General features: G+C 74.0%; 25 protein-coding genes. 9 read left to right on the plus strand and 16 right to left on the minus strand.

Going from position 1 to position 24,555, the window contains the following annotated elements; translation table 11 throughout:
- Nucleotides 1-16 precede the first annotated feature (16 nt).
- The 7 genes from BUE29_RS05800 to alr are packed head-to-tail and all read right to left on the minus strand — an operon-like array spanning nucleotide 17 to nucleotide 7,074.
- On the minus strand, nucleotides 17-3,046 hold the full coding sequence (locus BUE29_RS05800) for an alpha/beta fold hydrolase (protein ID WP_200800081.1): 3,030 nt from the start codon (nucleotides 3,044-3,046) through the stop codon (nucleotides 17-19).
- Nucleotides 3,047-3,092: 46 nt separating this feature from the next.
- Nucleotides 3,093-3,305: a hypothetical protein gene (locus BUE29_RS05805; RefSeq protein ID WP_073387460.1), complete on the minus strand. Its 213-nt coding sequence runs from the start codon at nucleotides 3,303-3,305 to the stop codon at nucleotides 3,093-3,095.
- On the minus strand, nucleotides 3,302-4,312 hold the full coding sequence (tsaD, locus tag BUE29_RS05810) for a tRNA (adenosine(37)-N6)-threonylcarbamoyltransferase complex transferase subunit TsaD (RefSeq protein WP_073389393.1): 1,011 nt from the start codon (nucleotides 4,310-4,312) through the stop codon (nucleotides 3,302-3,304). Before tsaD ends, BUE29_RS05805 begins: the two co-directional genes overlap by 4 nt.
- 8 nt (nucleotides 4,313-4,320) lie before the next feature.
- Nucleotides 4,321-4,782: a ribosomal protein S18-alanine N-acetyltransferase gene (gene rimI / locus BUE29_RS05815; protein WP_084180773.1), complete on the minus strand. Its 462-nt coding sequence runs from the start codon at nucleotides 4,780-4,782 to the stop codon at nucleotides 4,321-4,323.
- On the minus strand, nucleotides 4,779-5,474 hold the full coding sequence (gene tsaB / locus BUE29_RS05820; protein WP_073387463.1) for a tRNA (adenosine(37)-N6)-threonylcarbamoyltransferase complex dimerization subunit type 1 TsaB: 696 nt from the start codon (nucleotides 5,472-5,474) through the stop codon (nucleotides 4,779-4,781). The genes rimI and tsaB overlap by 4 nt, the downstream gene beginning before the upstream one ends.
- Nucleotides 5,475-5,485: 11 nt before the next feature.
- Nucleotides 5,486-5,992, minus strand: coding sequence for a tRNA (adenosine(37)-N6)-threonylcarbamoyltransferase complex ATPase subunit type 1 TsaE (gene tsaE / locus BUE29_RS05825; protein WP_073389396.1), 507 nt, complete (start codon nucleotides 5,990-5,992; stop codon nucleotides 5,486-5,488).
- 11 nt (nucleotides 5,993-6,003) lie between these two features.
- On the minus strand, nucleotides 6,004-7,074 hold the full coding sequence (gene alr, locus BUE29_RS05830; protein WP_407657317.1) for an alanine racemase: 1,071 nt from the start codon (nucleotides 7,072-7,074) through the stop codon (nucleotides 6,004-6,006).
- 103 nt (nucleotides 7,075-7,177) lie between these two features.
- Here alr and BUE29_RS05835 point away from each other — a divergent pair, with 103 nt between their 5' ends.
- The gene (locus BUE29_RS05835; RefSeq protein WP_073387478.1) at nucleotides 7,178-8,362 is read left to right on the plus strand and encodes a low temperature requirement protein A; all 1,185 of its coding nucleotides are present in this window, start codon (nucleotides 7,178-7,180) and stop codon (nucleotides 8,360-8,362) included.
- Here BUE29_RS05835 and BUE29_RS22385 read toward each other — a convergent pair.
- The 4 genes from BUE29_RS22385 to BUE29_RS05855 form a co-directional block, all read right to left on the minus strand.
- On the minus strand, nucleotides 8,348-8,899 hold the full coding sequence (locus tag BUE29_RS22385) for a Uma2 family endonuclease (protein WP_159440830.1): 552 nt from the start codon (nucleotides 8,897-8,899) through the stop codon (nucleotides 8,348-8,350). The genes BUE29_RS05835 and BUE29_RS22385 overlap by 15 nt on opposite strands.
- Nucleotides 8,900-9,012: 113 nt before the next feature.
- Entirely contained in the window at nucleotides 9,013-10,437 is a 1,425-nt protein-coding gene (locus BUE29_RS05845; RefSeq protein ID WP_073387483.1) for an NAD(P)H-hydrate dehydratase, read from the minus strand.
- 184 nt (nucleotides 10,438-10,621) lie between these two features.
- Nucleotides 10,622-10,993: a holo-ACP synthase gene (locus tag BUE29_RS05850; RefSeq protein ID WP_073387486.1), complete on the minus strand. Its 372-nt coding sequence runs from the start codon at nucleotides 10,991-10,993 to the stop codon at nucleotides 10,622-10,624.
- 22 nt (nucleotides 10,994-11,015) lie between these two features.
- A complete protein-coding gene (locus tag BUE29_RS05855) occupies nucleotides 11,016-12,056 on the minus strand; it encodes an NAD(P)/FAD-dependent oxidoreductase (RefSeq protein ID WP_073387489.1) in 1,041 nt (346 codons plus the stop codon).
- 50 nt (nucleotides 12,057-12,106) lie between these two features.
- Between BUE29_RS05855 and BUE29_RS05860 the strand changes: the two genes are divergently transcribed.
- The gene (locus BUE29_RS05860; RefSeq protein WP_084180777.1) at nucleotides 12,107-12,574 is read left to right on the plus strand and encodes a DUF6176 family protein; all 468 of its coding nucleotides are present in this window, start codon (nucleotides 12,107-12,109) and stop codon (nucleotides 12,572-12,574) included.
- Here BUE29_RS05860 and glmS read toward each other — a convergent pair.
- Together glmS and BUE29_RS05870 are read right to left on the minus strand one after the other, a co-directional pair.
- Complete coding sequence (gene glmS / locus BUE29_RS05865) at nucleotides 12,561-14,405, minus strand: glutamine--fructose-6-phosphate transaminase (isomerizing) (protein ID WP_073387492.1); 1,845 nt, start codon at nucleotides 14,403-14,405, stop codon at nucleotides 12,561-12,563. The two genes, BUE29_RS05860 and glmS, sit on opposite strands and share 14 nt — an antisense overlap.
- A 23-nt stretch (nucleotides 14,406-14,428) precedes the next feature.
- On the minus strand, nucleotides 14,429-15,202 hold the full coding sequence (locus BUE29_RS05870; protein ID WP_073387495.1) for a hypothetical protein: 774 nt from the start codon (nucleotides 15,200-15,202) through the stop codon (nucleotides 14,429-14,431).
- Nucleotides 15,203-15,320: 118 nt separating this feature from the next.
- Here BUE29_RS05870 and BUE29_RS05875 point away from each other — a divergent pair, with 118 nt between their 5' ends.
- The 6 genes from BUE29_RS05875 (at nucleotide 15,321) to BUE29_RS05900 (ending at nucleotide 21,422) form a co-directional block, all read left to right on the plus strand.
- On the plus strand, nucleotides 15,321-16,346 hold the full coding sequence (locus tag BUE29_RS05875) for an MBL fold metallo-hydrolase (RefSeq protein WP_073387498.1): 1,026 nt from the start codon (nucleotides 15,321-15,323) through the stop codon (nucleotides 16,344-16,346).
- A 17-nt stretch (nucleotides 16,347-16,363) separates the two neighbouring features.
- Nucleotides 16,364-17,323 carry a siderophore-interacting protein gene (locus tag BUE29_RS05880; protein WP_073387500.1) on the plus strand — a complete coding sequence of 320 codons (960 nt, stop codon included), beginning with the start codon at nucleotides 16,364-16,366 and terminating at the stop codon, nucleotides 17,321-17,323.
- 62 nt (nucleotides 17,324-17,385) lie between these two features.
- Nucleotides 17,386-18,414: a FecCD family ABC transporter permease gene (locus BUE29_RS05885; RefSeq protein ID WP_073387503.1), complete on the plus strand. Its 1,029-nt coding sequence runs from the start codon at nucleotides 17,386-17,388 to the stop codon at nucleotides 18,412-18,414.
- Nucleotides 18,411-19,508, plus strand: a complete 1,098-nt coding sequence (locus tag BUE29_RS05890) for a FecCD family ABC transporter permease (protein WP_084180779.1) — start codon at nucleotides 18,411-18,413, stop codon at nucleotides 19,506-19,508. Before BUE29_RS05885 ends, BUE29_RS05890 begins: the two co-directional genes overlap by 4 nt.
- Nucleotides 19,505-20,344, plus strand: a complete 840-nt coding sequence (locus BUE29_RS05895; RefSeq protein WP_073387506.1) for an ABC transporter ATP-binding protein — start codon at nucleotides 19,505-19,507, stop codon at nucleotides 20,342-20,344. The genes BUE29_RS05890 and BUE29_RS05895 overlap by 4 nt, the downstream gene beginning before the upstream one ends.
- A gap of 25 nt (nucleotides 20,345-20,369) precedes the next feature.
- Nucleotides 20,370-21,422, plus strand: a complete 1,053-nt coding sequence (locus BUE29_RS05900) for an iron-siderophore ABC transporter substrate-binding protein (protein WP_073387509.1) — start codon at nucleotides 20,370-20,372, stop codon at nucleotides 21,420-21,422.
- An 87-nt stretch (nucleotides 21,423-21,509) separates the two neighbouring features.
- Here BUE29_RS05900 and glmM read toward each other — a convergent pair whose 3' ends face one another.
- Genes glmM through rplM form a run of 3 tightly spaced genes read right to left on the minus strand, consistent with a single transcriptional unit; the run spans nucleotide 21,510 to nucleotide 23,687 of the window.
- Nucleotides 21,510-22,844 carry a phosphoglucosamine mutase gene (glmM, locus tag BUE29_RS05905; protein ID WP_073387513.1) on the minus strand — a complete coding sequence of 445 codons (1,335 nt, stop codon included), beginning with the start codon at nucleotides 22,842-22,844 and terminating at the stop codon, nucleotides 21,510-21,512.
- Nucleotides 22,845-22,851: 7 nt separating this feature from the next.
- The gene (gene rpsI / locus BUE29_RS05910) at nucleotides 22,852-23,241 is read right to left on the minus strand and encodes a 30S ribosomal protein S9 (RefSeq protein ID WP_073387516.1); all 390 of its coding nucleotides are present in this window, start codon (nucleotides 23,239-23,241) and stop codon (nucleotides 22,852-22,854) included.
- A complete protein-coding gene (gene rplM / locus BUE29_RS05915) occupies nucleotides 23,238-23,687 on the minus strand; it encodes a 50S ribosomal protein L13 (RefSeq protein ID WP_073387519.1) in 450 nt (149 codons plus the stop codon). The genes rpsI and rplM overlap by 4 nt, the downstream gene beginning before the upstream one ends.
- 217 nt (nucleotides 23,688-23,904) lie before the next feature.
- Between rplM and BUE29_RS05920 the strand changes: the two genes are divergently transcribed.
- Nucleotides 23,905-24,552: a class F sortase gene (locus BUE29_RS05920; RefSeq protein ID WP_143168018.1), complete on the plus strand. Its 648-nt coding sequence runs from the start codon at nucleotides 23,905-23,907 to the stop codon at nucleotides 24,550-24,552.
- Nucleotides 24,553-24,555: the final 3 nt, after the last annotated feature.

Consider the following 24,555-nt stretch of genomic DNA (forward strand, 5'->3'; position numbering starts at 1 on the left):
GACCGGGGAAGGTCGTTCAGGTGACCTGCTCGTAGTGGACGTCGTCGGCCGCCAGCGCCCACACCCGGCGCCCGCGTCCGGGGCGCGGCACCCCCTTGGCCTGCAGCGTGCGCCAGTGCGGCCGGTGCCACGTCGTCAGCGGGATGGTGGGGACGACCTGGACGTAGCGCGGCCGCATCACCACCGGCAGCTTGTCGAGCACGCGGTCGAGGTCGGCGGCGGTGAGTGCCTCGGCGTCCTCGCGCAACGTGACCGCGGCGACCAGCACGTCCGACCCGCGGTCGGCGTCGTGGACGCCGTAGGCCACGACGAGGTCGACGGCCGGGATCGAGCCGAGGGCGAACCGCGCCCCGGACGGGATCGCGGGTCCCGCGGCGGTGTGCACGACCTCGGCCACCGCCCCGCCGAGCCACAGGTCGCCGTTCTCGTCACGCAGGAAGAGGTCACCGGTGGAACGCCACGCGTCGCCGGCCTCGAAGACCCCGCGCAACGGCACCCCGGCGAACGAGTCGCGCGGGTCCACCCGCGCCAGCAGCAGGCCCAGCTCGTCGACCTCGGCCTCGCGCCCCAGCCCGTTCTCGTCGCGCTGCAACCGGTTGGCCTGCAGGTCGAAGCCCGCGACGCGGACCTCGGCGGTGCCGGGCAGGGAGCGTCCCATCGAACCGGGGGTGCGGCCGGTCACGTTGGCGAGGATGGCCTCGCCCTCGGCCGAGGCGTAGAACTCGAGCACCGTGACGGTCGGGAAGCGCTCGGTGGCCCGGCGCCAGAGGTTGCGAGGCATGCCCGAGCCGATGAACATCCGGACGGGGTGGTGGTGCTCGGCCGGGTTCGGCGGGGCGTTGACGACCGTGCGCAGCGAGGTCCAGGTGTAGGAGACGTGCGTCGCGCCGTAGCGCCGGACCTCCTGCCAGAACGTGTCCGGGTCGTCGGCGCTCGCGATGGCGAAGCGGGCGCCCCCGGCGACGGCGCCGCCGATCGTCATCAGCAGCGCCGACGAGTGGTGGATCGGCGTCGTCGAGAAGATCGTGTCCCCGGGGCGCAGCGACGCCGCCGAGGCCGTCCCCAGCGCCGAGAGCGCCCAGCGTCGGTTGGTGATGTGCAGCGCCTTCGTCCCCCCGCCCTCGCCGGTGAAGAGCACGAACGCGACGTCGCCCGCCCGGTGCGGGTTGGCGCCGTACCAGGCGGGCAGGACGACCTCGTCGGGGTCGATGAGCTCCATGTCGACCACCCCGTCGGGCAGGTCGGGCCGGGCCGTGGCGTCCCCACCGGCCGGGCCCCCGCCGCCGAGGACGGCCCAGGTGACGCCGTCGACCTCGTCGCTCGCCCCGGCGTGCTCGGGGTCGCTGACGACCCACGTCGCGCCGCCGAGCCGGATCTCGCGGACGACGTCGGAGTCCGGTCGCAGCAGCACCGCCGTGGCCCCGAGGCGGCTGATGGCGGCGATCAGCGTGAACGCCGAGGGCCGGGTGTCCATGAGCACGGCGACGTGGTCGCCCTGGTGGACGCCGATGCTGACGAGGCCGCGGACGACGTTGTCGACGCGCGCCTTGACGTCCCACTGCCGGTGCGCGCGATCGCCGAACAGGAACGCGATGTCGCTGGGCGCGCGACGGGCCTGCTCGTCGAGCAGCAGCCCCAGCGAGATGCGCGTGGCCGGCTCGAGCTGCTGGATGCGGGCGATCTTGGGCAGCTGCGCGGGAGCCTCGCGGGCGATGCTGCGGGCGAGCCGGGACGCCCGGCGCGCGCTGGTGAACACCGCCCGGCCCACGCCGATGCCGAGCTCGGTCGCCTGCGCGATCGCGGTGGCGGCGGTCGTCGGCCGCAGCGGCTTGGAGGTGTCGACGGTGTCGGCCATGACGATGTCGTCGGGCAGCGGCGCGCGACCGCGGCGCCAGTCGATCCACGCCGAGACGGCCGGCCAGGTGATGGTGGTGGCGTTGCTGCCCACGACGAGCCCGAAGTGACCGGCGTTGATGGTCACCTCGTAGACCTCCGCCCGCGGCGCGGCGCGCCGGATCGCGCGCGCCGAGTCGGGGTGACCGAAGGTGTCCGACGAGCCCACGACCGTCAGCACGGGCACGTCGATGTCGGCGAGCGTGACCAGCTCGTCGTCGATGTCGAAACCGCCCTCGAGCATGCGGTTGTGCGCCACGAACTGCTCCAGCAGCTCGGCGATCGCGGGGCCCGAGTACGCCGTCCACCCCGCGCTGTCCAGGAACTGGCGCTGCTTCTCGCGCGGCAGCAAGGCGTCGCGGTCGTGCAGCTGCATCAGGAAGTGCATCCGGCCCTGCACCGTCTTGGCCGGGCTGAGCGCCTTGAACCCCAGTCGGACGAACCAGCCCGGGACGGCGCGGTTGCGCAGCAGGCCGGAGTCCACGATCTCGCGGGCCAGCCGCGCGGCGACGTCCGGGGCGATCGGGATCGGCAGCGGCGCGGTGGTGTCGACCGGCGAGCCGAAGGCGACGATGGAGTCGACGTCCTTCCCGCGACGGTAGGCGGCGGTCTGGTAGGCGAACATGCCGCCCTGCGAGTACCCGGAGAGCACGACCTTGCGCCCGGTGGCGGCGACGACGCGGTCGACGGCATCGCTCACGGCGAGGACGTGGTCGGTGAGCGTGCGCTGCAGCCCACCCGGCTCGTGGTCCGGACGGCCGAAGTCGACGACCCACGGGTCGATGCCGGCCTCGTGCAGCGCCGCGACGGCCGACGTCGTCGGCGAGACGTCCCAGACCTCGGCGGTCATCATCAGCGGCGGGATGAGCAGGATCGGCGTCGCGTCGGCCGGCACGCTCGCGGCGAAGTAGTGCCGCAGCCGGTAGGTGGTGCGCTCGGCCGCGACGTCGAACGGCGAGTTCTCCTCGTCGGTCTCGAGACCGCCGAAGCGGACGACCTCGGCCACGTTGCGTGCGGTGTGGCGGACGCGGCTCGCGTAGCGCGCGGCCGCGGCGGGCATGCCGACGATCCCGCGGCCACCGCCGCGCCGGGTCGGCTCGGTGGTGCCCGTTGACGGGGCGAGCTCGTCGGTGCGCTCGTCGGATGTCGTCACGGCTCGACTCTGCTGGTCCGGCGGGCCGCCCGCAACCTCCGACCGGTCAGCGCACCCGTTCGAAGGGCCACGAGTGCGGCGGCCGCGCCATCAGCTCGGCCGGCGCGTCGGGCAGGCCGCGGCCACTGGGGTCGACGACGACGACGCGGCCGTCCGCGCTGCGGTAGACCCCGGCATCGGGATCGGCGTGGGCGAGCGCGTAGGCCAGCAGCTCCTCGCCGCGGCCGTCGGCCGCCCTGCCCTCCCACATGACGGTCATACGAGCTGGGCCTGCCGCAGCTCGACGGTCGGCACGGCGGAGAAGCCGGGGTCCGACGGCGTCGCGCCGTCGCGTACGAGGAGGTCGCCGATGGCGGCGATCATGGCGCCGTTGTCGGTGCACAGCCGCATCGGCGGGATGCGCAGGTCGACGCCGGCGGCGGCGCAACGCTCGGCGGCGAGCTCGCGGATCCGGCTGTTGGCGGCGACCCCGCCCACGATCACGAGGGTCTCGACGTCCTCGTCGCGGCAGGCGCGCAGCGCCTTGGCGGTGAGGACGTCGGCCACCGCCTCCTGGAAGCTCGCCGCGACGTCCTCAGCGTTGACGTCCGGATGCGCCTCGACGTGGCGCGCGACCGCGGTCTTGAGCCCCGAGAAGGAGAAGCCGAGCGGCGGGTCGTGCGGGCCGGTGAAGGGTCGCGGGAAGCGGATCGCATCGCGGTCGCCCTCCTTCGCGGCGCGGTCGATCGACGGCCCGCCCGGGTAGGGCAGGCCGATGAGCCGCGCCACCTTGTCGAACGCCTCGCCGGCCGCGTCGTCGACCGTGTCGGACAGGTGCACGATCGGGGTGCGGACGAGGTCGCGGACGCTCAGCAGCGACGTGTGGCCGCCGGACACGATGAGGCCGACCGAGCGTGCGGGCAGCGGCCCGTGCTCCAGGGTGTCGGCGGCGGCGTGCCCGGCGAGGTGGTGCACCCCGTACAGCGGGACGCCGAGCGCGAGCGCATACGCCTTCGCCGCCGCCACGCCGACGTGCAGCGCCGTCGCGAGCCCCGGACCGGCCGTCACCGCCACCGCGCCGACGTCGGCGAGGGTGATGCCGGCGTCGAGCAGCGCCGCCTGCACCGTCGGCACCATCGCCTGCACGTGTGCGCGGGCGGCGATCTCGGGCACCACCCCGCCGAAGCGGGCGTGCTCGGCCATGCTGCTGGCGAGCGCGTCGCCGAGCAGCACGCCGTCCTGCACGAAGCCGACCCCGGTCTCGTCGCAGGACGTCTCGATCCCCATCACGACGGTCACGCCGGCAGCTCCTTGCGCATCGTCACGGCGTCGACCCGGCCGGCGTCGTAGTAGCCGCGCCGGACGCCCAGCCGCGCGAACCCCTCGCCGTCGTAGAGCGCGAGCGCCGCGTCGTTGTCGACCCGGACCTCGAGGAACACCTCGGTCGCCCCACGACGCACCGCCTCGGCGAGCAGCGCGGTCAGCAGCAGCCGGCCGACCCCGCGGCGCCGGGCGGCGGGCACCGTCCCCACCGTGAGGATCTCGGCGGACTCGGCCACCACCATGACGCCGCCCCAGCCGAGCAGCGCGCCGGTCGCGTCCTCGGCGGCGACGTAGTGGCGCAGCCGGGTGTCGGCCAGCTCGGCGCGGTAGCTGCTCGCCGACCACGCCTCGGTCCCGAACATCTCGCGCTCGTGGGGCAGCAGCAGGTCGATGTGCGCGCGGGTCATCGGCACGAGCGTGACGGTGGTGCTCATCGCGGCGTCACCGCCTTCGGGGTGCCCGGCACCACCGCGTCGGGACGGCGCAGGTAGAGCGGTTCGAGGATCTCGCCCGGCGCGCCGGCGACGATCCGGTCGCGGGCCAGCCCGACCAGCACGGCCGGGGTCGGGTAGCGGTGCGGCACCCGGTGGAGCGCCGGCCACGCGTCGGCGTAGAGGTCGGCGGCGGCCCCGGCGCCGGCGGCGACACCGGCGAGCGGGACGTTGGCGGGGCGGGCGACGTCGGGGCCTGCGGTCCGCTCCCGTCCGTCGTAGCGCGCCCAGTAGACCTCCTTGCGCCGCGCGTCGGTGAGCACGACGAGATCCCCCGCCGGCCGCGACTCGTCCTGGGCCTGCGCGGCGATCGCGTCCAGCGAGCACACGCCGTAGGCCGGCACGCCGAGGGCGTCGGCGAACGCCGCGGCGGTGACGAGCCCGACCCGTAGACCGGTGTACGGCCCCGGGCCGACGCCGGCGACGACGGCACCGAGATCGGCGGGCGCCAGGCCCGCGGCGCCGAGGCACTCGGCGAGCGCCGGGGCCAGCAGCTCCCCGTGGCCGCGCGCGGCGAGGGGCGCCCGCTCGGCCAGCACCGTGATGCCGGCGTCCGCACCGTCGGCACCCTCGGCGACCAGCACGACGCCCGCCGTCACCGCGGGGGACGACGTGTCGATCGCGAGCACGAACACGGGGATCGAGCCTAGGCCGGGAGCACGCCGGCCAGGCGCGCGGCCCAGTCGCCGCCGTGCGGGCGGAGGGTCGCCGTACGGGTCTCGGTGTCCGCGGCACGCGCCAGCGCGATCGACAGGTGGGAGTCGGCGAGCTGCTCGGCCATCCCGGCGCCCCACTCCACCGCGGTGACGACGGCGGCCGCGTCGACGTCCAGGTCGAGATCGTCGACCTCGGCCAACGAGGCCAACCGGTACGCGTCCACGTGGACGAGCGTGATGCCGTCGGGCTGTCGGGGCGGGTGCACGCGCGCGATGACGAAGGTCGGCGAGACCACCGGCACCGTGACGTCCAGCCCGGCACCGATGCCCTGGACGAGCGCGGTCTTGCCCGCGCCGAGCGGACCGTCGAGGATCACGAGGTCCCCGCGCCGCAGCACCCCTGCCAGCCGCCGCCCCAGCTCGTGCGTGTCGGCGGCGGTGGGCAGCTCGACGCTGCGCGTCGGGTCGTCGCGGACGGCGCGCCCCGGCCCGCGCATCGGGCCGAGCGTCATGCCGTTCCGCCCGGGGGGCCGACGTACGTCCGGGTCACCCGCGGGCCGACCCGGGTCACGATCTCGTAGTGGATGGTGTCGATCGCATCGGCCCAGTCCTGCGCGGTCGGCTCGCCGCGGGCGCCGGGGCCGAAGAGCACGACCTCGTCGCCCGGCGCGACCGCGAGCTCGCCGACGTCCACCACGATCTGGTCCATGCAGACGCGGCCGGCGATGCGGAAGCGCTCGCCGTTCACCCACACCGGCCCCACGCGCGACGCGTGCCGCGGGACGCCGTCGGCGTAGCCGAGCGGGACGAGCACGAGCGTCGTCTCGCGGGGCGTGACGTACTCGTGGCCGTAGGAGACGCCCTCGCCGGCGGCGACGCGCTTCACCGACGCCGCCGCCGCGCGCAGCGTCATCGCCGGGACGAGGCCGAAGTCGCCGGCGACCGGCGGCAACCCGTACACCGCGATGCCCGGGCGGACGAGGTCGAAGTGCGCCGCGGGCAGCGTCAGCGTCGCCGCCGAGTTGGCGATGTGGCGCAGCTGCGGCTCGACACCGGCCCGGGCCGCGGCGGCCAGCGCGTCGGCGAAGACGTCGAGCTGCCGCGCGATGGTGGGGTGGCCCGGCTCGTCGGCGTAGGCGAAGTGGCTCCAGACGCCGACCGCCTCGACCGATCCCTCGGCCTGCGCCTTCGCGACCGCGGTGACGAGCTCGGGCCAGTCGGACGCGGCCGCGCCGTTGCGCGACAGCCCGGTGTCGATCTTGAGATGGACGCGGGCGGTCCGGCCGGTCGCCGTCGCGGCCTCGCGGACGGCGGCGAGCTGCCACGTGCTGCTCACCGACAGGTCGACGTCCGCGGCGACGGCGCGTTCGACGGTGTCGGCCTCCCCGGGCGTCCACAGCCAGGCCAGCAGCGGCACCGTGACGCCCGCGGCCCGCAGGGCCAGCGCCTCGGCCACGATCGCGGTACCCAGCCAGGTGGCCCCGCCGGCGATCGCCGCCCGGGCGCTGGGGACGAGCCCGTGGCCGTACCCGTCGGCCTTGACGACGGCCATCACCTCGGCGGTCGTGCCGGCCTTCATCGTGGCGACGTTGCCGGCGACGGCGGCCAGGTCGACGACGGCCTCGGTGCGCGGGATGCCGACGGTCACCCCACCAGTATCACCGACTTGGCATGCTGTCCCGATGGCAGTTCCGCAGCGGGCCCGGGTACTCCGGCAGGGCGCCGGCGCCGGCCGGGTGACGACCGTCGAGCTCTTCTTCGACCTCGTCTACGTCTTCGCCGTCACCCAGCTGTCGCACACCCTCATCGAGCACCTCGACGGCGAGGGGGTCTTCCGCACCGCGATCCTGCTCGCGGTCGTGTGGCAGATCTGGATCTACACGACCTGGGCCACCACCTACGTCGACCCGACCCGGCTGCCGGTGCGCGCGATGCTGCTCGTGCTGATGCTCGGGAGCCTCGTGCTCGCCACGGCCCTGCCCGGCGCCTTCGAGGACCGGGGCACGACCGTCGCGGTCACCTACGCGGTGATGCAGATCGGCCGGTCGCTGTTGCTCGTCTGGCTGCTGCGCGGCGAGGCGCTGCGGGCGACCTTCGTCCGCATCACGGTGTGGTGCACGGCCAGCAGCGCGGTGATGATCCTCGGCGCGCTGGCCGAGGGGCACGGTCGCGAGGCGCTGTGGCTGCTGGCCATCGCGATCGACGTGCTGGGCGCCGCGGTCGGCTTCCGCGTCCCGGGCATCGGCGCGTCCGACACCCACGACTGGACGATCCAGGGCGGTCACTTCGCCGAACGGGTGCAGGCTTTCGTCCTCATCGCGTTGGGCGAGTCGGTCGTCGTCACCGGCTCGACGTTCGCTGCCCTCGCCGAACCGACCACCGCCGAGGTCGTCGCCTTCGCCGCCGCGTTCGCCGGCAGCGTCGGGTTCTGGTGGGTGTACTTCGACCGTGCGGCCGACGACAGCACCGAGCGCATCGAGAACTCCGACGACCCGGGGCGGATGGCCCGTTCGGCCTTCCACTGGGTGCACCCGCTGGTCGTGGCCGGCATCGTCGTGTCCGCCGCCGCCGACGAGCAACTGCTGCACCACCCGACGAGCGGGCACGCCGGCATGACCACGGCGTGGTTAATCCTCGGCAGCACGGCGCTGTTCCTCGTCGGGCACGCGCTGTTCAAGGCCGTCGTGTGGCGGGTGGCCTCGTGGCCGCGACTCGGCGTCGCGGCGGCGCTGCTCGCGCTGCTGCCGCTCGGCCCGCACACCTCGCCGCTCACGCTGGGGCTGTGCGCGCTCGGCGGCCTCGTCGTCGTCGGCGTCTGCGACCGGCTGCTGCTGCGCTCGGCGGCACCGGCGTTACTCGCCGAGTAGCCGCCCGAGGTCGACGGTCACCGGGAACGGTTCGGACAGCTCGGCGACCTCGCCCGCCTGCCACGTGCCGGCCTCGACGTACACGTCGCCGGCCAGCCGGCCGACGGTGAGGCCCACCGGATCGGTCTCGATCCGCCAGTAGTGCGCGACCCCGGCCGCGGCGTACTTCGCCGGCTTGAGGACGCGATCCATCGTCACCGAGCCCGGCGACACGATCTCGGCGGCGAGCAGGACGTCGTGCGGGTCGAGCGTCCTCGCCCCCCGGAGCCGGGAACGGTGCGCCACGACGAGGTCGGGGACGAGGTAGGAGCGGCCGATCCGCACGCCCATGGGGCCGACCACCGCAATGTCCGCCGGCATGTCACGCTGCAGCGCGATCCGGATCTCGGCGCTCGCAAGCTCGTGGTCGCCGCCGGTGGACGGGCTCACGACGAGCGTCCCGTCGACGATCTCGTAGCGCCACCAGTCGGGGACGTCGAGCGCGTCGACGTCCTCGAACGTCCATTCGTCTCGCCGGGTCGGGATGGTCGGTTGCACGGGCAGCACCTCCGGGTCGCAGCTCCGGTCGCCTCGAGTATGCGCGGCACCGCGCCAGTGTGGCGAGTTCCGGAGAGTCCCGCGGGGGGCTGTGGACGACGGGGCGTCGACCCTCAGCCGCGGCCGATCTCGCGCAGCGCCGGGCGGACGGCGTGCAGGACGTCGAGCGAGGACGGCGGGCCGCCCTGGGCGGCGAGCTGGCCGGCGACACCGTGGACGTAGGCGCCGACCGCCGCCGCCAGCGGGGCCTCGAGGCCGGCTGCGAGCAACGACCCGATCAGGCCGCTCAGCACGTCGCCGCTGCCGGCGGTGCCGAGCCACGGGGTGCCGGTGCGGTTGACCCAGGCCCGTCCGTCGGGCGCGGCGATCACCGTCGCGTTGCCCTTGAGCAGGACGACGGCGTCGAGGTCGCGGGCAGCGGCGCGTACCGAGGCCAGCCGGTCGCCCGACGGGCCGTCGGCGATCCGCGCGAACTCGCCGTCGTGCGGGGTGAGCACCGTCGGGGCGTCCCGGTCGCGGACGAGCCCGGGCGACGACCCGACGAGCGTGATGCCGTCGGCATCGACGACGGCCGGCTCACCGGTCGCGAGGACGGCCGCGAGCAGGTCGTGCGCGGCGTCGTCGGTGCCCATCCCGGGGCCGGCCACCCACGCCTGCACGTGCAGGTCATCCGGCGCCGCGCCCTCCTGCACCACGACCTCGGGGTACTGCGCGCGGATGGCGTCCGCCGCCGTCCCCACGTAGCGGATCATGCCGGCGCCGCCGTTGATCGCCGACCCGGTGCACAGCACGCCGGCGCCGGGGTACGCCGACGAGCCCGCGGCGACGCCCAGCACCCCGCGCGTGTACTTGTTGTCGGCCGCGCCCGGTGTCGGGAGCAGCGCCGCGACGTCGGCGGCCTCGAACACGTGGGTCGAGGCTGCGGGCAGCGTGGCCGCCAGGCCGATGTCGACCAGCCGCAGCTCCCCCGCCCGCTCGGCGCCGGTGCCGACGACGAGGCCGGGCTTGAGCGCGCCGAAGGTGACGGTGACGTCGGCGTGCACCGTCTCGCCCTCGACCGCGCCGGTGTCGGCGTCCACCCCGGAGGGCACGTCGACGGCGACGGTCAGCGCGTCGCGGGCGGCCTGCGCCAGCGGGACCGCCTCGTCGCGCAGACCCCCCGTGCCGCCGATGCCGACGATCCCGTCGAGTACGAGGTCGGCGCCGGCGAGCGCCGCCGGTGTCGGATCGGCCGTCCGTCCGCCCGCGGCCCGGAACGCGGCGAGGCCGCCCGGGTGCGCCTTGTCCGGCGCGAGCAGCAGGGCCGTCGCCCGCACCCCGCGCCGGGCGAGCCAGGCACCGGCGTACAGCGCGTCGCCGCCGTTGTTGCCGGCGCCGACGAGCAGCACGACCCGCGCGCCGTAGACCGGCCCCAGGAGGCGAGCGCACTCGACGGCCAGTCCGGTCGCCGCCCGGGCCATCAGCGCCCCCTCGGGCAACCGGGCCATCAGCTCGTTCTCGGCCGTCCGGATCTCGTCGACGCCGTGGACACCTCGCACGCCGGTCGTCCTACCCATCCCACCCCGCCCATCGACTGGCGACTTGTCCCGCCGACTGGCGACTTATCGGCCGACTGGCGATCTATAGCTCGCCAGTCGCGCTATAGGTCGCCAGTCGACGGGGGAAGTCGCCAGTCGGTGGGGGCGGGAGGCAGGGGTGGGAGGCAGGGGACGGGAGGCAGGGTCAGCCCGTCTCGGCGATCACGGTCGCGGAGGCGATGCCGCCGTCGTGCGAGAGCGAGACGTGCCAGCGCGCGACACCCAGCGAGTCGGCCCGTGCGGCCACCGTGCCGCGCACCGACACCGACGGCCGGCCCCGGTCGTCGACGAGGATCTCGGCGTCGGTCCACCGCATGCCGCCGCCGGCGCCGAGCGCCTTGGCCAGCGCCTCCTTGGCCGCGAAGCGGGCCGCCAGCGACTCGGCGCCGCGCGGGGTGCCCGAGGACGTCACCTGCTCGCCCGCGGTGAACAGCCGCGCGGCCAGCCCGGGCGTGCGGGCCAGGGCCCGCGCGAACCGCTCGACGGGCACGACGTCGATGCCCACCCCGACGATCATCGCGACGCTCCGGTCCGGCGGGTCACCGCGCGGCCGGCGAGGACCCGACCGGCTCGGTCGGCGCGGGCGCGTAGTCCGACAGGTGACCGGGGAACGCCGACTTGCCGGGGTTCAGGAAGGCGTAGGCGTTGTTGATGGCGGTCGCGACCTCGCCGAAGCCGGTCGCGATGAGCTTGACCTTGCCCTCGTAGTCGACGATGTCGCCGGCGGCGTAGATGCCCGGCACCGACGTCTGCCCCGTCGTCGCGACCATGATCTGCCGCTTGCGGATGTCGATGCCCCACTCCATCAGCGGTCCCAGGTTGGCGGTGAAGCCGAGCGCCGCGATGAGGCGGTCGCAGGCCACCGGTACCACCTCGGCCCCGCCGTTCACCGTCACCTCGACACCGTCGACGTCCGGATCGCCGTGGACGGCCGTCACCTGCGCGTCGGTGATGACGCGCACCGACGACGTGCGCATCAACTCGACCGAGTGCTGGTGGGCGCGGAACTCCGCCCGCCGGTGGACGACGGTCACCGACCGGCCGATCGGCTCGAGCATCAGCGCCCAGTCGAGCGCGGAGTCACCACCGCCCACGACGACGATGTCGCGACCGCGATACGCCTCGGGCTCGGGGACGAAGTGCACCAGGCCGCGTCCCAGGTACTCGCCGCCGACCGGCAGCGGACGCGGCGTGAACGTGCCGATGCCGCCGGTGACGACGATCGCGCGGCACTCGATGCGGTGACCGGTGGCCGTGGTGACGGCGAAGGCGCCGGCCCCGTCGCCCGCGCCGCGCTCCAGCCCGACGGCCTGGTGCCCGAGCAGGTAGTGCGGCGCGAACGGCGCCGCCTGGGCCAGCAACTGGTCGACGAGTTCGCGTCCCCGGATCGCCGGGAAGCCGGCGACGTCGAAGATCGCCTTCTCGGGATACATCGCGGTGATCTGGCCGCCGGGCTCCTCGAGGGAGTCCAGCACGGCGGTCGAGAGGGTGCGCACGCCCGCGTAGTAGGCGCCGAACAGCCCCACCGGCCCTGCCCCGACGATGAGCAGGTCCACCGACTTGACCGAGGCGCTCGTCACACCCGCGACTCTAACGGGACGGGCCGCATTTCGGACCTACGCTGCAGCGCATGACCGACTCAGCCGCCGACTCAGCCGCCGATTCAGCCGCCGATCCCGCGGCCGCGTTCCAGGCCCGGCTGGACGCCGTGACGATGCCGCCGTCGGTCCCGCCCGGCGTCCGGCTCGAACTGCTGCGTGCCCGCCTGCAGCCCGGCAAGGCCGGTCGCACCGACGAATGGATGCGGATGCTCAACGACCGCTACGACGAGTGCGTCGCGACCCTGCCCCGCGAGCGGGTCGCGTTCGAGTCGATCTTCCGTTCGACCGACCCCGACGGCACGGAGTGGCTGTACCACCTCAGTGTCTACGGCGCCGGCGGCGGTGTGCTGGACGAGACCAGTGGCTCCATCGACGCCGACCATGCGGCGTTCAGCCGCGAATGCAAGGAGCGAGGATGGGAGATCCTCGCCCCGCAGTTCTTCCTCGCCACCGAGGACGTCCGCGATGTGATGGAGCGGGCCGCTACTCGACCGTGACCGACTTCGCGAGGTTGCGGGGCTTGTCGATGTCGTAGCCGCGGGCGGCGGCGATCTCGGCCGCGAGCACCTGCAGCGGGACGGTCTGCACGAACGGCGAGAGCAGGGTCGGCACCGGGGGCACCTCGACGAAGTGGGCGGCGAGCTCGCGCGCCCCGGCGTCGTCGGGCTCGCCGATGACGATCGTGCGGGCGCCGCGGGCCGTGATCTCGGCGACGTTGGACAGCATCTTCTGGTGCAGCGTGGGCCGGCCCGTCGGCGACGGCATGACGACGACGACGGGCAGGTCGTCCTCGATCAGCGCGATCGGACCGTGCTTGAGCTCCCCGGCCGGGAACCCCTCGGCGTGCATGTAGGCGAGCTCCTTGAGCTTCAGCGCACCCTCGAGCGCGACCGGGTAGCCCATGTGCCGCCCCAGGAACAGCACCGCCTTCTCGTGGGCGATCTCGCGGGCGAGGTCGCGCACCGGCTGCATCGCCTGCAGCGTCGCGGCGATCGCGTCGGGCATGGAGCAGAGGGCGTCGTACTCGCGGACGACCTCGTCGCCGTACTTGGTGCCCCGAGCCTGTGCGAGGGCCAGCCCGACGAGCTCCACCGCCGCCACCTGCGCGAGGAAGGTCTTGGTGGCCGCGACCCCGATCTCCGGGCCGGCGTGCGTGTAGAGCACCGCGTCGGACTCCCGCGGGATCTGCGCGCCGTTGGTGTTGCAGATCGCGAGCACCTTGGCCCGCTGCTCCACCGCGTGCCGGACGGCCTCGAGCGTGTCGGCGGTCTCGCCGGACTGGCTGATCGGCACGACGAGGGTCTGCCGGTCGAGCACCGGGTCGCGGTAGCGGAACTCCGAGGCCATCTCGACCTCCACCGGCACCCGTGTCCAGTGCTCGATGACCTGCTTGCCGATCAGGCCGGAGTGATAGGCGGTGCCGCAGGCGACGATGAACACCTTGTCGATGTCGCGCAGCTCCTGCTGGTCGAGACGCTGCTCGTCGAGCACGATCTGGCCGTCGACGAGGTGGCCGAGCAGCGTGTCGCGGACCGCCTGCGGCTGCTCGTCCATCTCCTTGAGCATGAAGTGGTCGTAGCCGCCCTTCTCGGCGGCGGTGAGGTCCCACGAGATCCGGAACGGCTTGCCCTCGGCCGGGTCGCCGGCGAAGTCGGTGATCGTGTAGCCGTCGCGGCGGATCTCGACGACCTGGTTCTGCGCCAGCTCGACGGCGTCACGGGTGTACTCGATGAAGGCGGCGACGTCGCTGCCGAGAAAGGTCTCGCCGTCGCCGACCCCCACGACGAGCGGGGAGTTGCGGCGCGCGGCGACGACGACGTCGGGCTGCTCGGCGTCGACCACCACGAGCGTGAACGCGCCGTGCAGGCGTCGACACACCGCGCGCAGCGCGTCGGCGAGCGAGGCGGCGCCCCCGGCCAACTGGCCGGCGACGAGATGCGCGACGGTCTCGGTGTCGGTGTCGCTGACCAGCTCGATCCCGTCGCCCTCGAGCTCGGCGCGCAGCTGGGAGTAGTTCTCGATGATCCCGTTGTGGACGACCGCCACCCGGCCGGTGGCGTCGGTGTGCGGGTGCGCATTGCGGTCGTTGGGACGGCCGTGCGTCGCCCAGCGGGTGTGCCCCATGCCGGTGCCGCCGCTCAGCGGGCGGTCGGCGAGCGCCTTGTCCAGGTTCTCGATACGGCCGGCCTTCTTGGCCACCTGCAGCCCGTCGGGGCCGATGAGCGCGACGCCGGACGAGTCGTAGCCGCGGTACTCCAGGCGCCGCAATCCCTCGACCACGACGTCGAGGGCCGGGCGTGGACCCACGTAGCCGACGATGCCGCACATGGTCTAGGAGACTAGCCCGGCGCTCAGCGCGGCGTGGTCGACGACGAGCTCGGCGTGCCGCTCGTCGCGGTGCGCGAGGTGGTCGGCGACGAGGAGGTCGCGGGCGCGGTCGTGGTCGGCGTGCTCGTCACGGTGGCCGTCGCCGACCCCGGGACGGTGGTGGTCGCCGCCGGCGTCGGCGCCGTCTGCGTGACCGTCGGCGTGGTGACGACGACGCTGGGCGTGACGGTCACCGTCACGGTCGGCGCCGGGGCCCGGCCGCCGCCGCCCAGGGAGGTGCCCGACCCGTTCTCGCCGCGCAGGACGTCGGTGAGCGGCCGCCCCGCGATCAGCTCGACGGTCGTCACGACGGCCATGACGAAGGCGAACAGCAGCACCGCGAGGACGATCACGCGCTTCCACGCCCGACGCGAGAGGACCGCCGGCGCCGACGGCGCCGCGGCGGGCAGCGTCGGCTCGGCGTCACCGACGGCGTCACCGTCGGCGTCACCGACGGCCGGGAGCACGACGGTGGGCGAGGCCGGGTCGGCCTTGCCCACGGGCAGGACGTCGAGCACCTTGTCCTGGGTGGAGCGCAGGGACTGGCCGTAGACGGCGTTGCCGACGGCGCTGGCCATGCTGAAGACGGCGGCGCCGATGAGGGTGCCGCTGATGGAGAAGAAGGACAGGATCACGGTCGCGGTGATGGACGCGAAGCCGGCGGCGGCGATCTGCGTCCAGGACAGGCCGAACCGCTTGGTCTTCGTGGCGGCCGTGGGGTCCTCCGACTGCGCTGGCAGAGAACGGGTGGAAGTCATGATGGCGCCAGCATCCCAAGCGCGGTGAGGTCGTCGCCGTCCCGACTCACTGGCCTCTAAGACGTCCGAGCCGGTGCTCCCCGCAGCGCCGGGGACGCGGTCGCATACGGTGCACCGGATGGAGACCGACCTCACGGCCGACCGCCACGAGTGGGAGCGGCCCGGCGCCGTCGAGGTCGGCACCGGGGTGCACCGCATCCCGCTGCCGCTGCCCAACGACGGGCTCAAGGCCGTCAACGTCTACGCCATCGCCGATGGGGACGAGGTCGTGCTCGTGGACGGCGGCTGGGCCCTGGCCGAGTCCGAGCGGGAGCTGACGCGCGGCCTGGCGACGCTCGGCTACGGCCTCGACCAGGTGCGCGAGTTCCTGTGCACCCACGTCCACCGCGACCACTACACGCAGGCGGTCGCGGTGCGCCGGCTGCACGGCAGCAGGGTGAGCCTCGGCGAGGGCGAGCGGTCCTGCCTCGAGCTCATCCGCACCGTCACCGACCACCCCGACATCGCGCGCCTCCGCGAGGCCGGTGCGACGGAGCTGGCGGCGACCCTCGCCGACCGGCACGGCGGCTTCGACCAGACCAACTGGGAGGACCCCGACCGCTGGCTCTCCGACGGCGTCGAGATCCCGCTGCGCACGCGGACGCTGCGGGCCATCGCGACGCCGGGCCACACCCGCGGCCACCTCGTCTTCCACGACGCGGCCGCGGCGAGCCTGTTCGCGGGCGACCACGTGCTGCCGCACATCACGCCCTCGATCGGGGTGGAGCTCGACCGCCCACCGTCCCCGCTGCGCGACTACCTGTCCTCGCTGGAGCTCGTCCGCGCGCTCCCCGATGCCCGCCTGCTGCCCGCGCACGGTCCCGCGACGGACTCCGTGCACGCCCGGATCGACGAGCTGCTCGCCCACCACGAGCGCCGCCTGGACGAGACCGTCGCCGCGGTCGACCACGGCGCGGACACCGGCTACGAGGCGGCGCGGCGGCTCGGGTGGACGCGTCGCAACCGGCACTTCGACGACCTCGACGTCGTCAATCGCATCCTGGCCGTCCAGGAGACGATGGCCCACCTGCTCGTCCTCGTCGAGCGCGGCAGGCTGCATTCACAGCCCGACGAGACCGGAACCATTCGCTTCGCGGCGTCCTGATATGACAAAGTTAGGCAATGCTAACTTCAGCGGCAGCGCCCCAGCTCGAACGTGACGATCGGCCGCCCTACCGCCCGTTCCACGTACGGGTCAGCCGGATCCGGCACCTGAGCCCGCACTTCCGGCGGGTGACGTTCACCGGGGCGGATCTCGACCTCTTCGGCCGCGACGGGCTGGACCAACGGATCAAGCTGCTGCTGCCGCTGCCGGACTCCCCGGTGGCCGACCTCGGCGCCGACGGCGACTGGTACTCGCGCTGGCTGGCGCTGCCCGACGAGCGTCGCAATCCGTTGCGGACGTACACGGTGCGGGCGCTGCGTCCCGAGGCGCACGAGCTCGACGTCGACTTCGTGATCCACCCCCACCACGGGCCGACCGGCCACGTCGACGGTCCGGCCGCGCGGTGGCTCGCCGGCGCGGACGCCGGCAGCGAGCTCGTCATCGTCGGCCCGGACGTCCGCAGCCTGCACTCGGCCAGCGGCATCGACTGGCGCCCGGGCGCGGCCACCTGCTTCCTGCTCGCCGGCGACGAGACCGCCGTTCCCGGCATCGCCGGGATCCTCGCCTCGCTCGACGAGCGACATCGCGTCACCGTCCTCGTCGAGGTCCCCGACGCCGGGGACGCGCAGGAGCTGCCGACCCTCGCCCGGGCGGACGTGCGCTGGCTGGCCCGCGGCGACGCGGAGCGCGGCGCCCGGCTGCAGGACGCGGTGTCAGCGTGGATCGCCGACAACCCCGCCGTCGTGCGCGGCGCCGCCGCCGCCGTCGCGCAACAGCTCGACGACGTCGACGTGGACGTGGAGCTGCTCTGGGACTCCCCCGACGCCGCCGACGACGGCGAGTTCCACGCCTGGCTCGCCGGCGAGGCCGCGGTGATCAAGAAGCTGCGGCGACTGCTGGTCACCGACGCAGGAGTCGATCGCAGACGCGTCGCGTTCATGGGCTACTGGCGCCACGGCCGCGCCGAGCAGAACTGACCGGCGTGCCCCCGTCCGCTCCGTCGACCACCCCCACGCCGAGTGGTCGTTCGCGGCGTCCCGTGGTCGCCGACTCGGCGACCGCTCACCCTCGTCACCGACCGCGCGCCCGGGCCGCCGCGCTCGGGGCCTGCCTCGCCGCGGTCGTGGTGATGTGCGTGCTCAGCCTGGCGCTCGGCACGCGCGCCATCTCCCCCGGCGCCGTGTTCACCGCCCTGACCGACCCGAGCGCCCCGTTCGCGGAAACGATCCGCGGGCTGCGGGTGCCACGGACCCTCACCGCCCTGGCCGCCGGGGCCGCGCTCGGCCTCGCCGGGACGGTCATGCAGGGCGTCACCCGCAACCCCCTCGCCGACCCGGGCCTCCTGGGCGTCAACGCCGGCGCCTCCCTGCTCGTCGTCACCGCGATCACCTGGCTCGGCATCAGCTCGCCCGTCGGCTTCGTGTGGTTCGCCTTCGCCGGGGCCGCGGTCGCCACCGTCGTGGTCTACGCGATCGCGTCGCGCGCGACCGGGGGCGCCACCCCGTTCCGGCTCGCGCTGGCCGGCGCCGCCGTGACGGCCGCCGGCACCTCGCTGGTCACCCTCGTCCTGCTGACCAGCCGCACCACCCTCGACCAGTACCGGTTCTGGTCGGTGGGCTCGCTCGCCAACCCCGACACCGGCAGCCTGCTGACGGTGCTGCCGTTCCTGCTCGTCGGCGCTGCCCTGGCCCTCGGCAGCGGTCGGACGATGAACGCGCTCGCGCTCGGCGAGGACGCCGCGGTCGGCCTCGGCCAGGACCTGCGCCGCGCGAAGCTGGTGATGGGCACGGCCATCGTCCTGCTCTGCGGGTCGGCGACCGCCCTCGCCGGACCGATCGCGTTCGTCGGGCTCACCGTCGCCCACATCGCCCGGCGTCTCGCCGGCGGCGACTACCGCTGGGTGCTGCCGCTCGCAGCCACGCTCGGGCCGGCCCTGCTGCTCGGCGCCGACGTCCTCGGCCGGCTGGTGGCCCGCCCCGGCGAGCTCGAGGCGGGCATCGTCGTGGCCTTCCTCGGCGCGCCGGTGATGATCGGGCTGGTCCGTCGTGGCCAGGTGCCGGTGCGATGACCGCGGTCCGACTGTCCAAGCAGGCCCCCGACCGGACCGGCGACGCGGCCGCCACCCGGGCCGCGGCCGCGCTGATACGGGCGCCGCGACTGCGACGCCGGCGCCGCTACGCGCTCGTCGTGACGGTGCTGGTCGTCGCCGTGCTCACGGTGGCGACCATCGCGGTGAGCGTCGGCGACCTCACCGTGTCCGCGCCCGACATCGTCCGGACGATCCTCGGCCACGGCACCCGCTTCACCGACGTCCTCGTGCTGCAGCTGCGGCTGCCCCGCGTCGTGCTGGCGATGCTCGCCGGTGCCGCGCTCGCGCTGTCCGGCGCCCTGTTCCAGGCCCTGCTGCACAACGCGCTCGCCAGCCCGGACATCCTCGGCATCAGCGGCGGCGCCAGCGTCGCGACGGTGCTGGGCAGCCTGGTGCTCGGCTGGTCGGGTGTCGCGCTGTCAGGGCTCGCCTTCGGCGGGGCCGTCCTCGTCGCGCTGGTGATCTACGGGCTCGCCTGGGACGGCACGGTGGCCGGCAACCGCTTCGTCCTCGTCGGCATCGGCGTCGCGTTCATGGTGACGGCGGCGCTCGGCTACGTCCTCACCCGGGCCGAGGTGCAGCAGGCCCAGGTCGCGCTCGTCGCGCTCGTCGGCGGCGTCGGCGACGCCACCTGGACCGGCAACGCCATCGCGGCCGTCAGCCTGGGCGCGCTGCTGCTGCTCGCCGCCGGCGCCGCGCCGAGCCTGCGGGTGCTGCAGCTCGGCGACGACACCGCCACCGGGCTGGGCGTGCCGGCCGACCGGCGCCGCCTCGCGCTGCTCGCGCTCGCGGTCATGTTCGCCGCGGTCGGCGTGGCGGGTGCGGGCCCCCTCGCCTTCGTGGCCTTCATGTCCGCGCCGATCGCCCGGCGGCTGCTGCGTGACGGCTCGTCGGCCCTGGTGCCCGCGGCGCTCGTGGGCGCACTGCTCGTGCTGGTCGCCGACCTCGCCGGCCAGCACCTCATCCCCGGCGGCACCCGGCTGCCGGCCGGTGTGCTCACCGGCGCCATCGGCGCGCCCTACCTGCTCTGGCTGCTCGCCACCCGTTCCCGAACCACCGGAGGCCAGTCGTGACCGTCTCGACCGACGCCCGCCCTGCCGAGCACGAGCTGCGCGCCGCGGGCCTGCACCTCGGCTACGAGGGGCGGACGGTCGTCACCGACCTCGATCTCACCGTCCCGCCCGGTCGGGTGACCGCGATCGTCGGGCCGAACGGCTGCGGCAAGTCGACGCTGCTGCGGGGGCTCGGCCGGCTGCTGCGCCCCACCTCGGGCCAGGTGGTGCTCGACGGCAGCGACATCCACTCGCTGCGCACGCGCGACGTCGCGACGACGCTGGGCCTGCTGCCGCAGCACCCGGTGGCCCCGGACGGCATCACCGTCGCCGAGCTGGTCGGGCGCGGTCGCCATCCGCACCAGCGATGGTTCTCGCCGTGGTCGGGCTCCGACGACGAGATCGTCGCGACGGCGCTCCGGGCGACGTCCACCCTGGACGTCCGGGACCGTGCGGTCGACGCGCTCTCGGGCGGCCAGCGGCAGCGGGTGTGGATCGCCATGGCGCTCGCCCAGCAGACCGACATCCTGCTGCTCGACGAGCCGACGACGTTCCTCGACGTCACCCACCAGATCGAGGTCCTGGACCTGCTCGCCGACCTCAACCGCGATCACGGCACCACGATCGTCATGGTGCTGCACGACCTGAACCTCGCCGCGCGTTACGCCCACCACGTCGTCCTCATGTGCGAGGGCCGCGTGACCGGCGGCGGCGCACCGGCCGAGGTGATCACCGCGGCGGCCATCCGCGACACGTTCGCGCTGGAGAGCCTCGTCGTGGCCGACCCGGTGAGCGGCTCGCCGATGGTCGTGCCCATGGGCCGGCTGCACCGCGCCGACACCTCTTCGCTAGGTTAGGCAAACCTAAGTCGAGAGGACGATCATGACCCGCCGCCCCCTCCTGCGCGCCTCCCTCGTCGCGCTCACCGCCGCCGCCCTGGCGCTGGCCGGCTGCTCCACCTCCGAGACCGACGACGAGCCGGCCGGCTCCTCGGGCGCCGCGACGACCGCGGGCGCCACCGACGCGTTCCCGGTGACGATGAAGCACGCCCTGGGCACGACCACCGTCGACGAGGCGCCCAAGCGCGTCGTCACTCTCGGCTGGGGCGTCGCCGACGCCGCGCTGGCCGTCGGCGTCGTGCCGGCCGCGATGGAGTACCAGGTCTACGGCTCCGGCGCCGACGGCATCCCGCCGTGGACCGAGCAGAAGATCAAGTCGATGGGCGTCAAGACGCCGACCGTCCTGCCCAAGGCCACCGCGGAGCCCGCCTACGACGCGATCCTCAAGGCGTCGCCGGACCTCATCCTCGCCACGTCCACGGGCATCACCGCCGAGCAGTACAAGAAGCTCAGCGACATCGCCCCGACCGTCGCCTACACCGGCAAGCCGTACACCACGCCCTGGACGACGAACGTCGCGCAGGTCGCCAAGGCGCTGGGCCGTGAGCAGCAGGGCAAGCAGGTGCTGGCCGGCATCGACAAGCAGATCTCGACCGCGGCGGCCGCGCACCCGGAGCTGAAGGGCAAGACGCTCGCCGCGGTGTGGGACGTCGGCGGCACGTTCTACGTCTACAAGAAGGCCGACGCCCGCGTCGGGTTCATGCTCGACCTGGGCCCGTCCAGCGCGCCGAGCGTCGACGCGCTGGCCAACGGCAAGGAGTCGTTCTACTACACGCTGAGTCATGAGTTGGTCGACCAGATCGACAGCGACATCCTCGTGACCTACGCCGACACCCCGGCGCTGCTCAAGACCTTCCTGGCCAAGCCGTACGCCAAGGGCATCCCCGCGGTGAAGACCGGCGCGGTCGCCGCGATCGTCGGGACCGAGAAGGTGGCGGCGGTGTCGCCGCCGACGGCGGTGTCGCTGCCCGGCGCGCTGCCCGGCCTCGTCGACACGCTGTCGGCCGCGGCGAAGAAGGCCGCCGCCGCGAAGTAGCTCGCCCGACACCCCCACTCGTGATCAAGAGGACGTAGTGGTCGCCATGGCGGCCGCTACGTCCTCTCGATCACCGACCGGGAGGGCTCAGACGGCGCCGACGACGCCCGCGAGCCGCCGCGCGACCTCGTCGGCGTAGTCCTGGGTGGCGGCCTCGACCATGACCCGGACCAGCGGCTCGGTCCCGGACGGTCGCAGCAGGACCCGGCCGGCGTCGCCCAGCTCGGACTCCGCCGCCGCGACCGCCGCCGCGACCTCGCGCGAGTCGGCCACCGCCGCGCGGTCGCCCACGCGCACGTTGACGAGGGTCTGCGGCAGCCGCTGCACGACGGCGGCCAGCTCGGCCAGCGGCGTGCCGGTCGACACCATCCGGGCCATCACGTGCAGCGCGGTGAGCAGCCCGTCGCCGGTCGTCGCGGCGTCGCTGAAGACCAGGTGACCGCTCTGCTCGCCGCCGAGGCTGAGCTCCTTGGCGCGCAACGCCTCGAGGACGTAACGGTCGCCGACGGCGGTGGTGATCACCTCGATCCCGGCACCGCGCATGGCGTGGTGGAACCCGAGGTTGCTCATGACCGTGGCCACCACGGTGTCGTCGCGCAAGGAGCCGCGGTCGCGCAGCGCCAGGGCGCAGACGGCCAGCAGCTGGTCGCCGTCGACCACCGCGCCGGTGGCGTCGACCGCCAGGCAGCGGTCGGCGTCGCCGTCGTGCGCGATGCCGAGGTGCGCCCCGGTCTCGCGCACCGCGGTGACGAGGCCGTCGAGGTGTGTCGAGCCCACCCCGTCGTTGATGTTCAGGCCGTCGGGCCGGGCCGCGATCGGGGTCACCTGCGCGCCCGCGCCGCGGTAGATCTCCGGCGCCACGTGCGAGGCCGCGCCGTGGGCGCAGTCGACGACGACGTGCAGGCCGTCGAGCCGGGTCGGCTGGGCGCCGAGCAGGTGCGCGCCGTAACGCTCCACCACGTCGTCGGCCACCCGGACCCGGCCCACCCGCGCGCCGGTCGGCCGGAACGGCGCACCGGCCGCGACGGCGGCCTCGATCTCGGCCTCGATGTCGTCGGGCAGCTTGTGGCCGCCCGCGGCGAACAGCTTCACGCCGTTGTCGGGCATCGGGTTGTGTGACGCCGAGAGCACGACGCCGAGGTCGGCGCCGTAGGAGCCGGTCAGGAACGCGACGGCCGGGGTCGGCGCGACGCCGACGAGCAGCACGTCGGCACCGGCCGAGGTCAACCCGGCGACGACGGCCGCCTCCAGCATCTCGCCACTCGCCCGCGGGTCGCGTCCCACCACCGCAACCGGGCGGTGGGACGCGTCGTGGGCGACGAGGACGCGCACTGCGGCCGCGGCCACCGCCAGTGCGAGTTCCGGGGTGAGGTCACCGTTGGCGAGGCCGCGTACGCCGTCGGTGCCGAACAGCGAGCCCACGAACGGGTTACCGCTTGCTGTACTGCGGAGCCTTGCGGGCCTTCTTCAGGCCGTACTTCTTGCGCTCCTTGACCCGGGGGTCGCGGGTGAGGAAGCCGGCCTTCTTCAGCGCCGGCCGGTCGTCGGGCTCGGCGTTGATGAGCGCGCGGGCGATGGCGAGCCGCAGCGCGCCGGCCTGCCCGGTGACCCCGCCGCCGGACAGCGTGGCGATGACGTCGAACTGGCCGTCCTTCTCCAGGGTGACGAACGGCTCCTTGATGAGCTGCTGGTGCACCTTGTTCGGGAAGTAGTTCTCGAGGCTGCGGCCGTTGAGCTTGAACTCGCCGCTGCCGGGGACGATGCGGACGCGGACGATCGCCTCCTTGCGGCGACCGACGACGGGAGCGGGAGAGGTCACTGCGACACCTGCTTGATCTCGAACGGCTGCGGCTTCTGGGCCGCGTGCGGGTGGTCGGGGCCGGCGTAGACCTTGAGCTTCTTCAGCTGGGCCCGGCCGAGGGAGTTCTTGGGGAGCATGCCGCGCACGGCGAGCTCGACGAGGCGCTCGGGACGACGCTCGAGCAGATCACCGACGGTGACCTGCTTCAGGCCGCCCGGGTAGCCGGAGTGGCGGTAGCGCAGCTCGCCGAGCTTGCTGGGCGAGACGGCGACCTTGTCGGCGTTGACGACGATGACGAAGTCGCCGGTGTCGATGTGCGGGGCGTACTGCGGCTTGTGCTTGCCGCGCAGGAGGGTGGCGGCCTGGGTGGCCAGGCGGCCGAGGACGACGTCGTTCGCGTCGATCACGTGCCAGCGACGCTCGATCTCACCCGGCTTCGGGGAGTACGTGCCTTTGGACGGCATGCAGCAACTCTTTCGGTCGGTCTTCACGCGGTGTGCGCCCCCACGGTCACCGCCGAACGACTCGCGCTGGCGTGTACCCCGGGGCATGGCCGGGACGTGCGAGGTCGCACGTCGAGACCGAAGGTTACCGGCGCGACTTCGACCCGCCAAATCCGGCACTCTCGTCTACCCTGACCTCACCCCGGCCGTACCCCCCCGGGGACGGGAGTCGAGTGCGATGAAGCACAGTTCGTCGGCAGTGCTGCGACGCGTCGGCGTGGTGCCGCTCGCCTGCGTGATCGGAGCCGTGCTGATCGTCGCGATCGCCGGCATCGCCTGGAACACCTCGCCCTACTACGGCCGCGACGACCGGGTGGCGGCCGCGGCGCCGGACACCGCGCCGGTCCCGTCGGTGACGGGCACCTACCGCGCGGCCCTCGCGCCGACCCGCATCGACATCCCGCGGCTCAAGGCCACCGCGCGCATCGTCGAGGTGGCCACCAGCCCGGACGGCGAGCTCGAGATCCCCAAGAACCCCAAGATCGTGGGCTGGTGGAGCCCCGGGGCCAAGCCCGGCGCCCGCAAGGGCACCGCCGTGCTGTCGAGCCACATCAACTACGCGGGCGTGACCGGCACGTTCGCCTCGATCGGCAAGCTCCACAAGGACGACGTGGTCGACGTCTACGGCAAGTACAACGCGCGCAAGACCAAGGTGCGCTTCCGCGTCACCGCCGTCCGGACGTATCACAAGACGGCGCTGCCGTACCGGCAGATCTTCGACCAGAAGATCGCGGGGCGCATCGCGCTCGTCACCTGCGGCGGTCCGTTCGACGCGGCGACCGGCAACTACCTGGACAACATCGTCGTCTACGGCGTCGCCACCTGACGC

Source organism: Jatrophihabitans endophyticus, assembly GCF_900129455.1.
Classification (GTDB): domain Bacteria; phylum Actinomycetota; class Actinomycetes; order Mycobacteriales; family Jatrophihabitantaceae; genus Jatrophihabitans; species Jatrophihabitans endophyticus.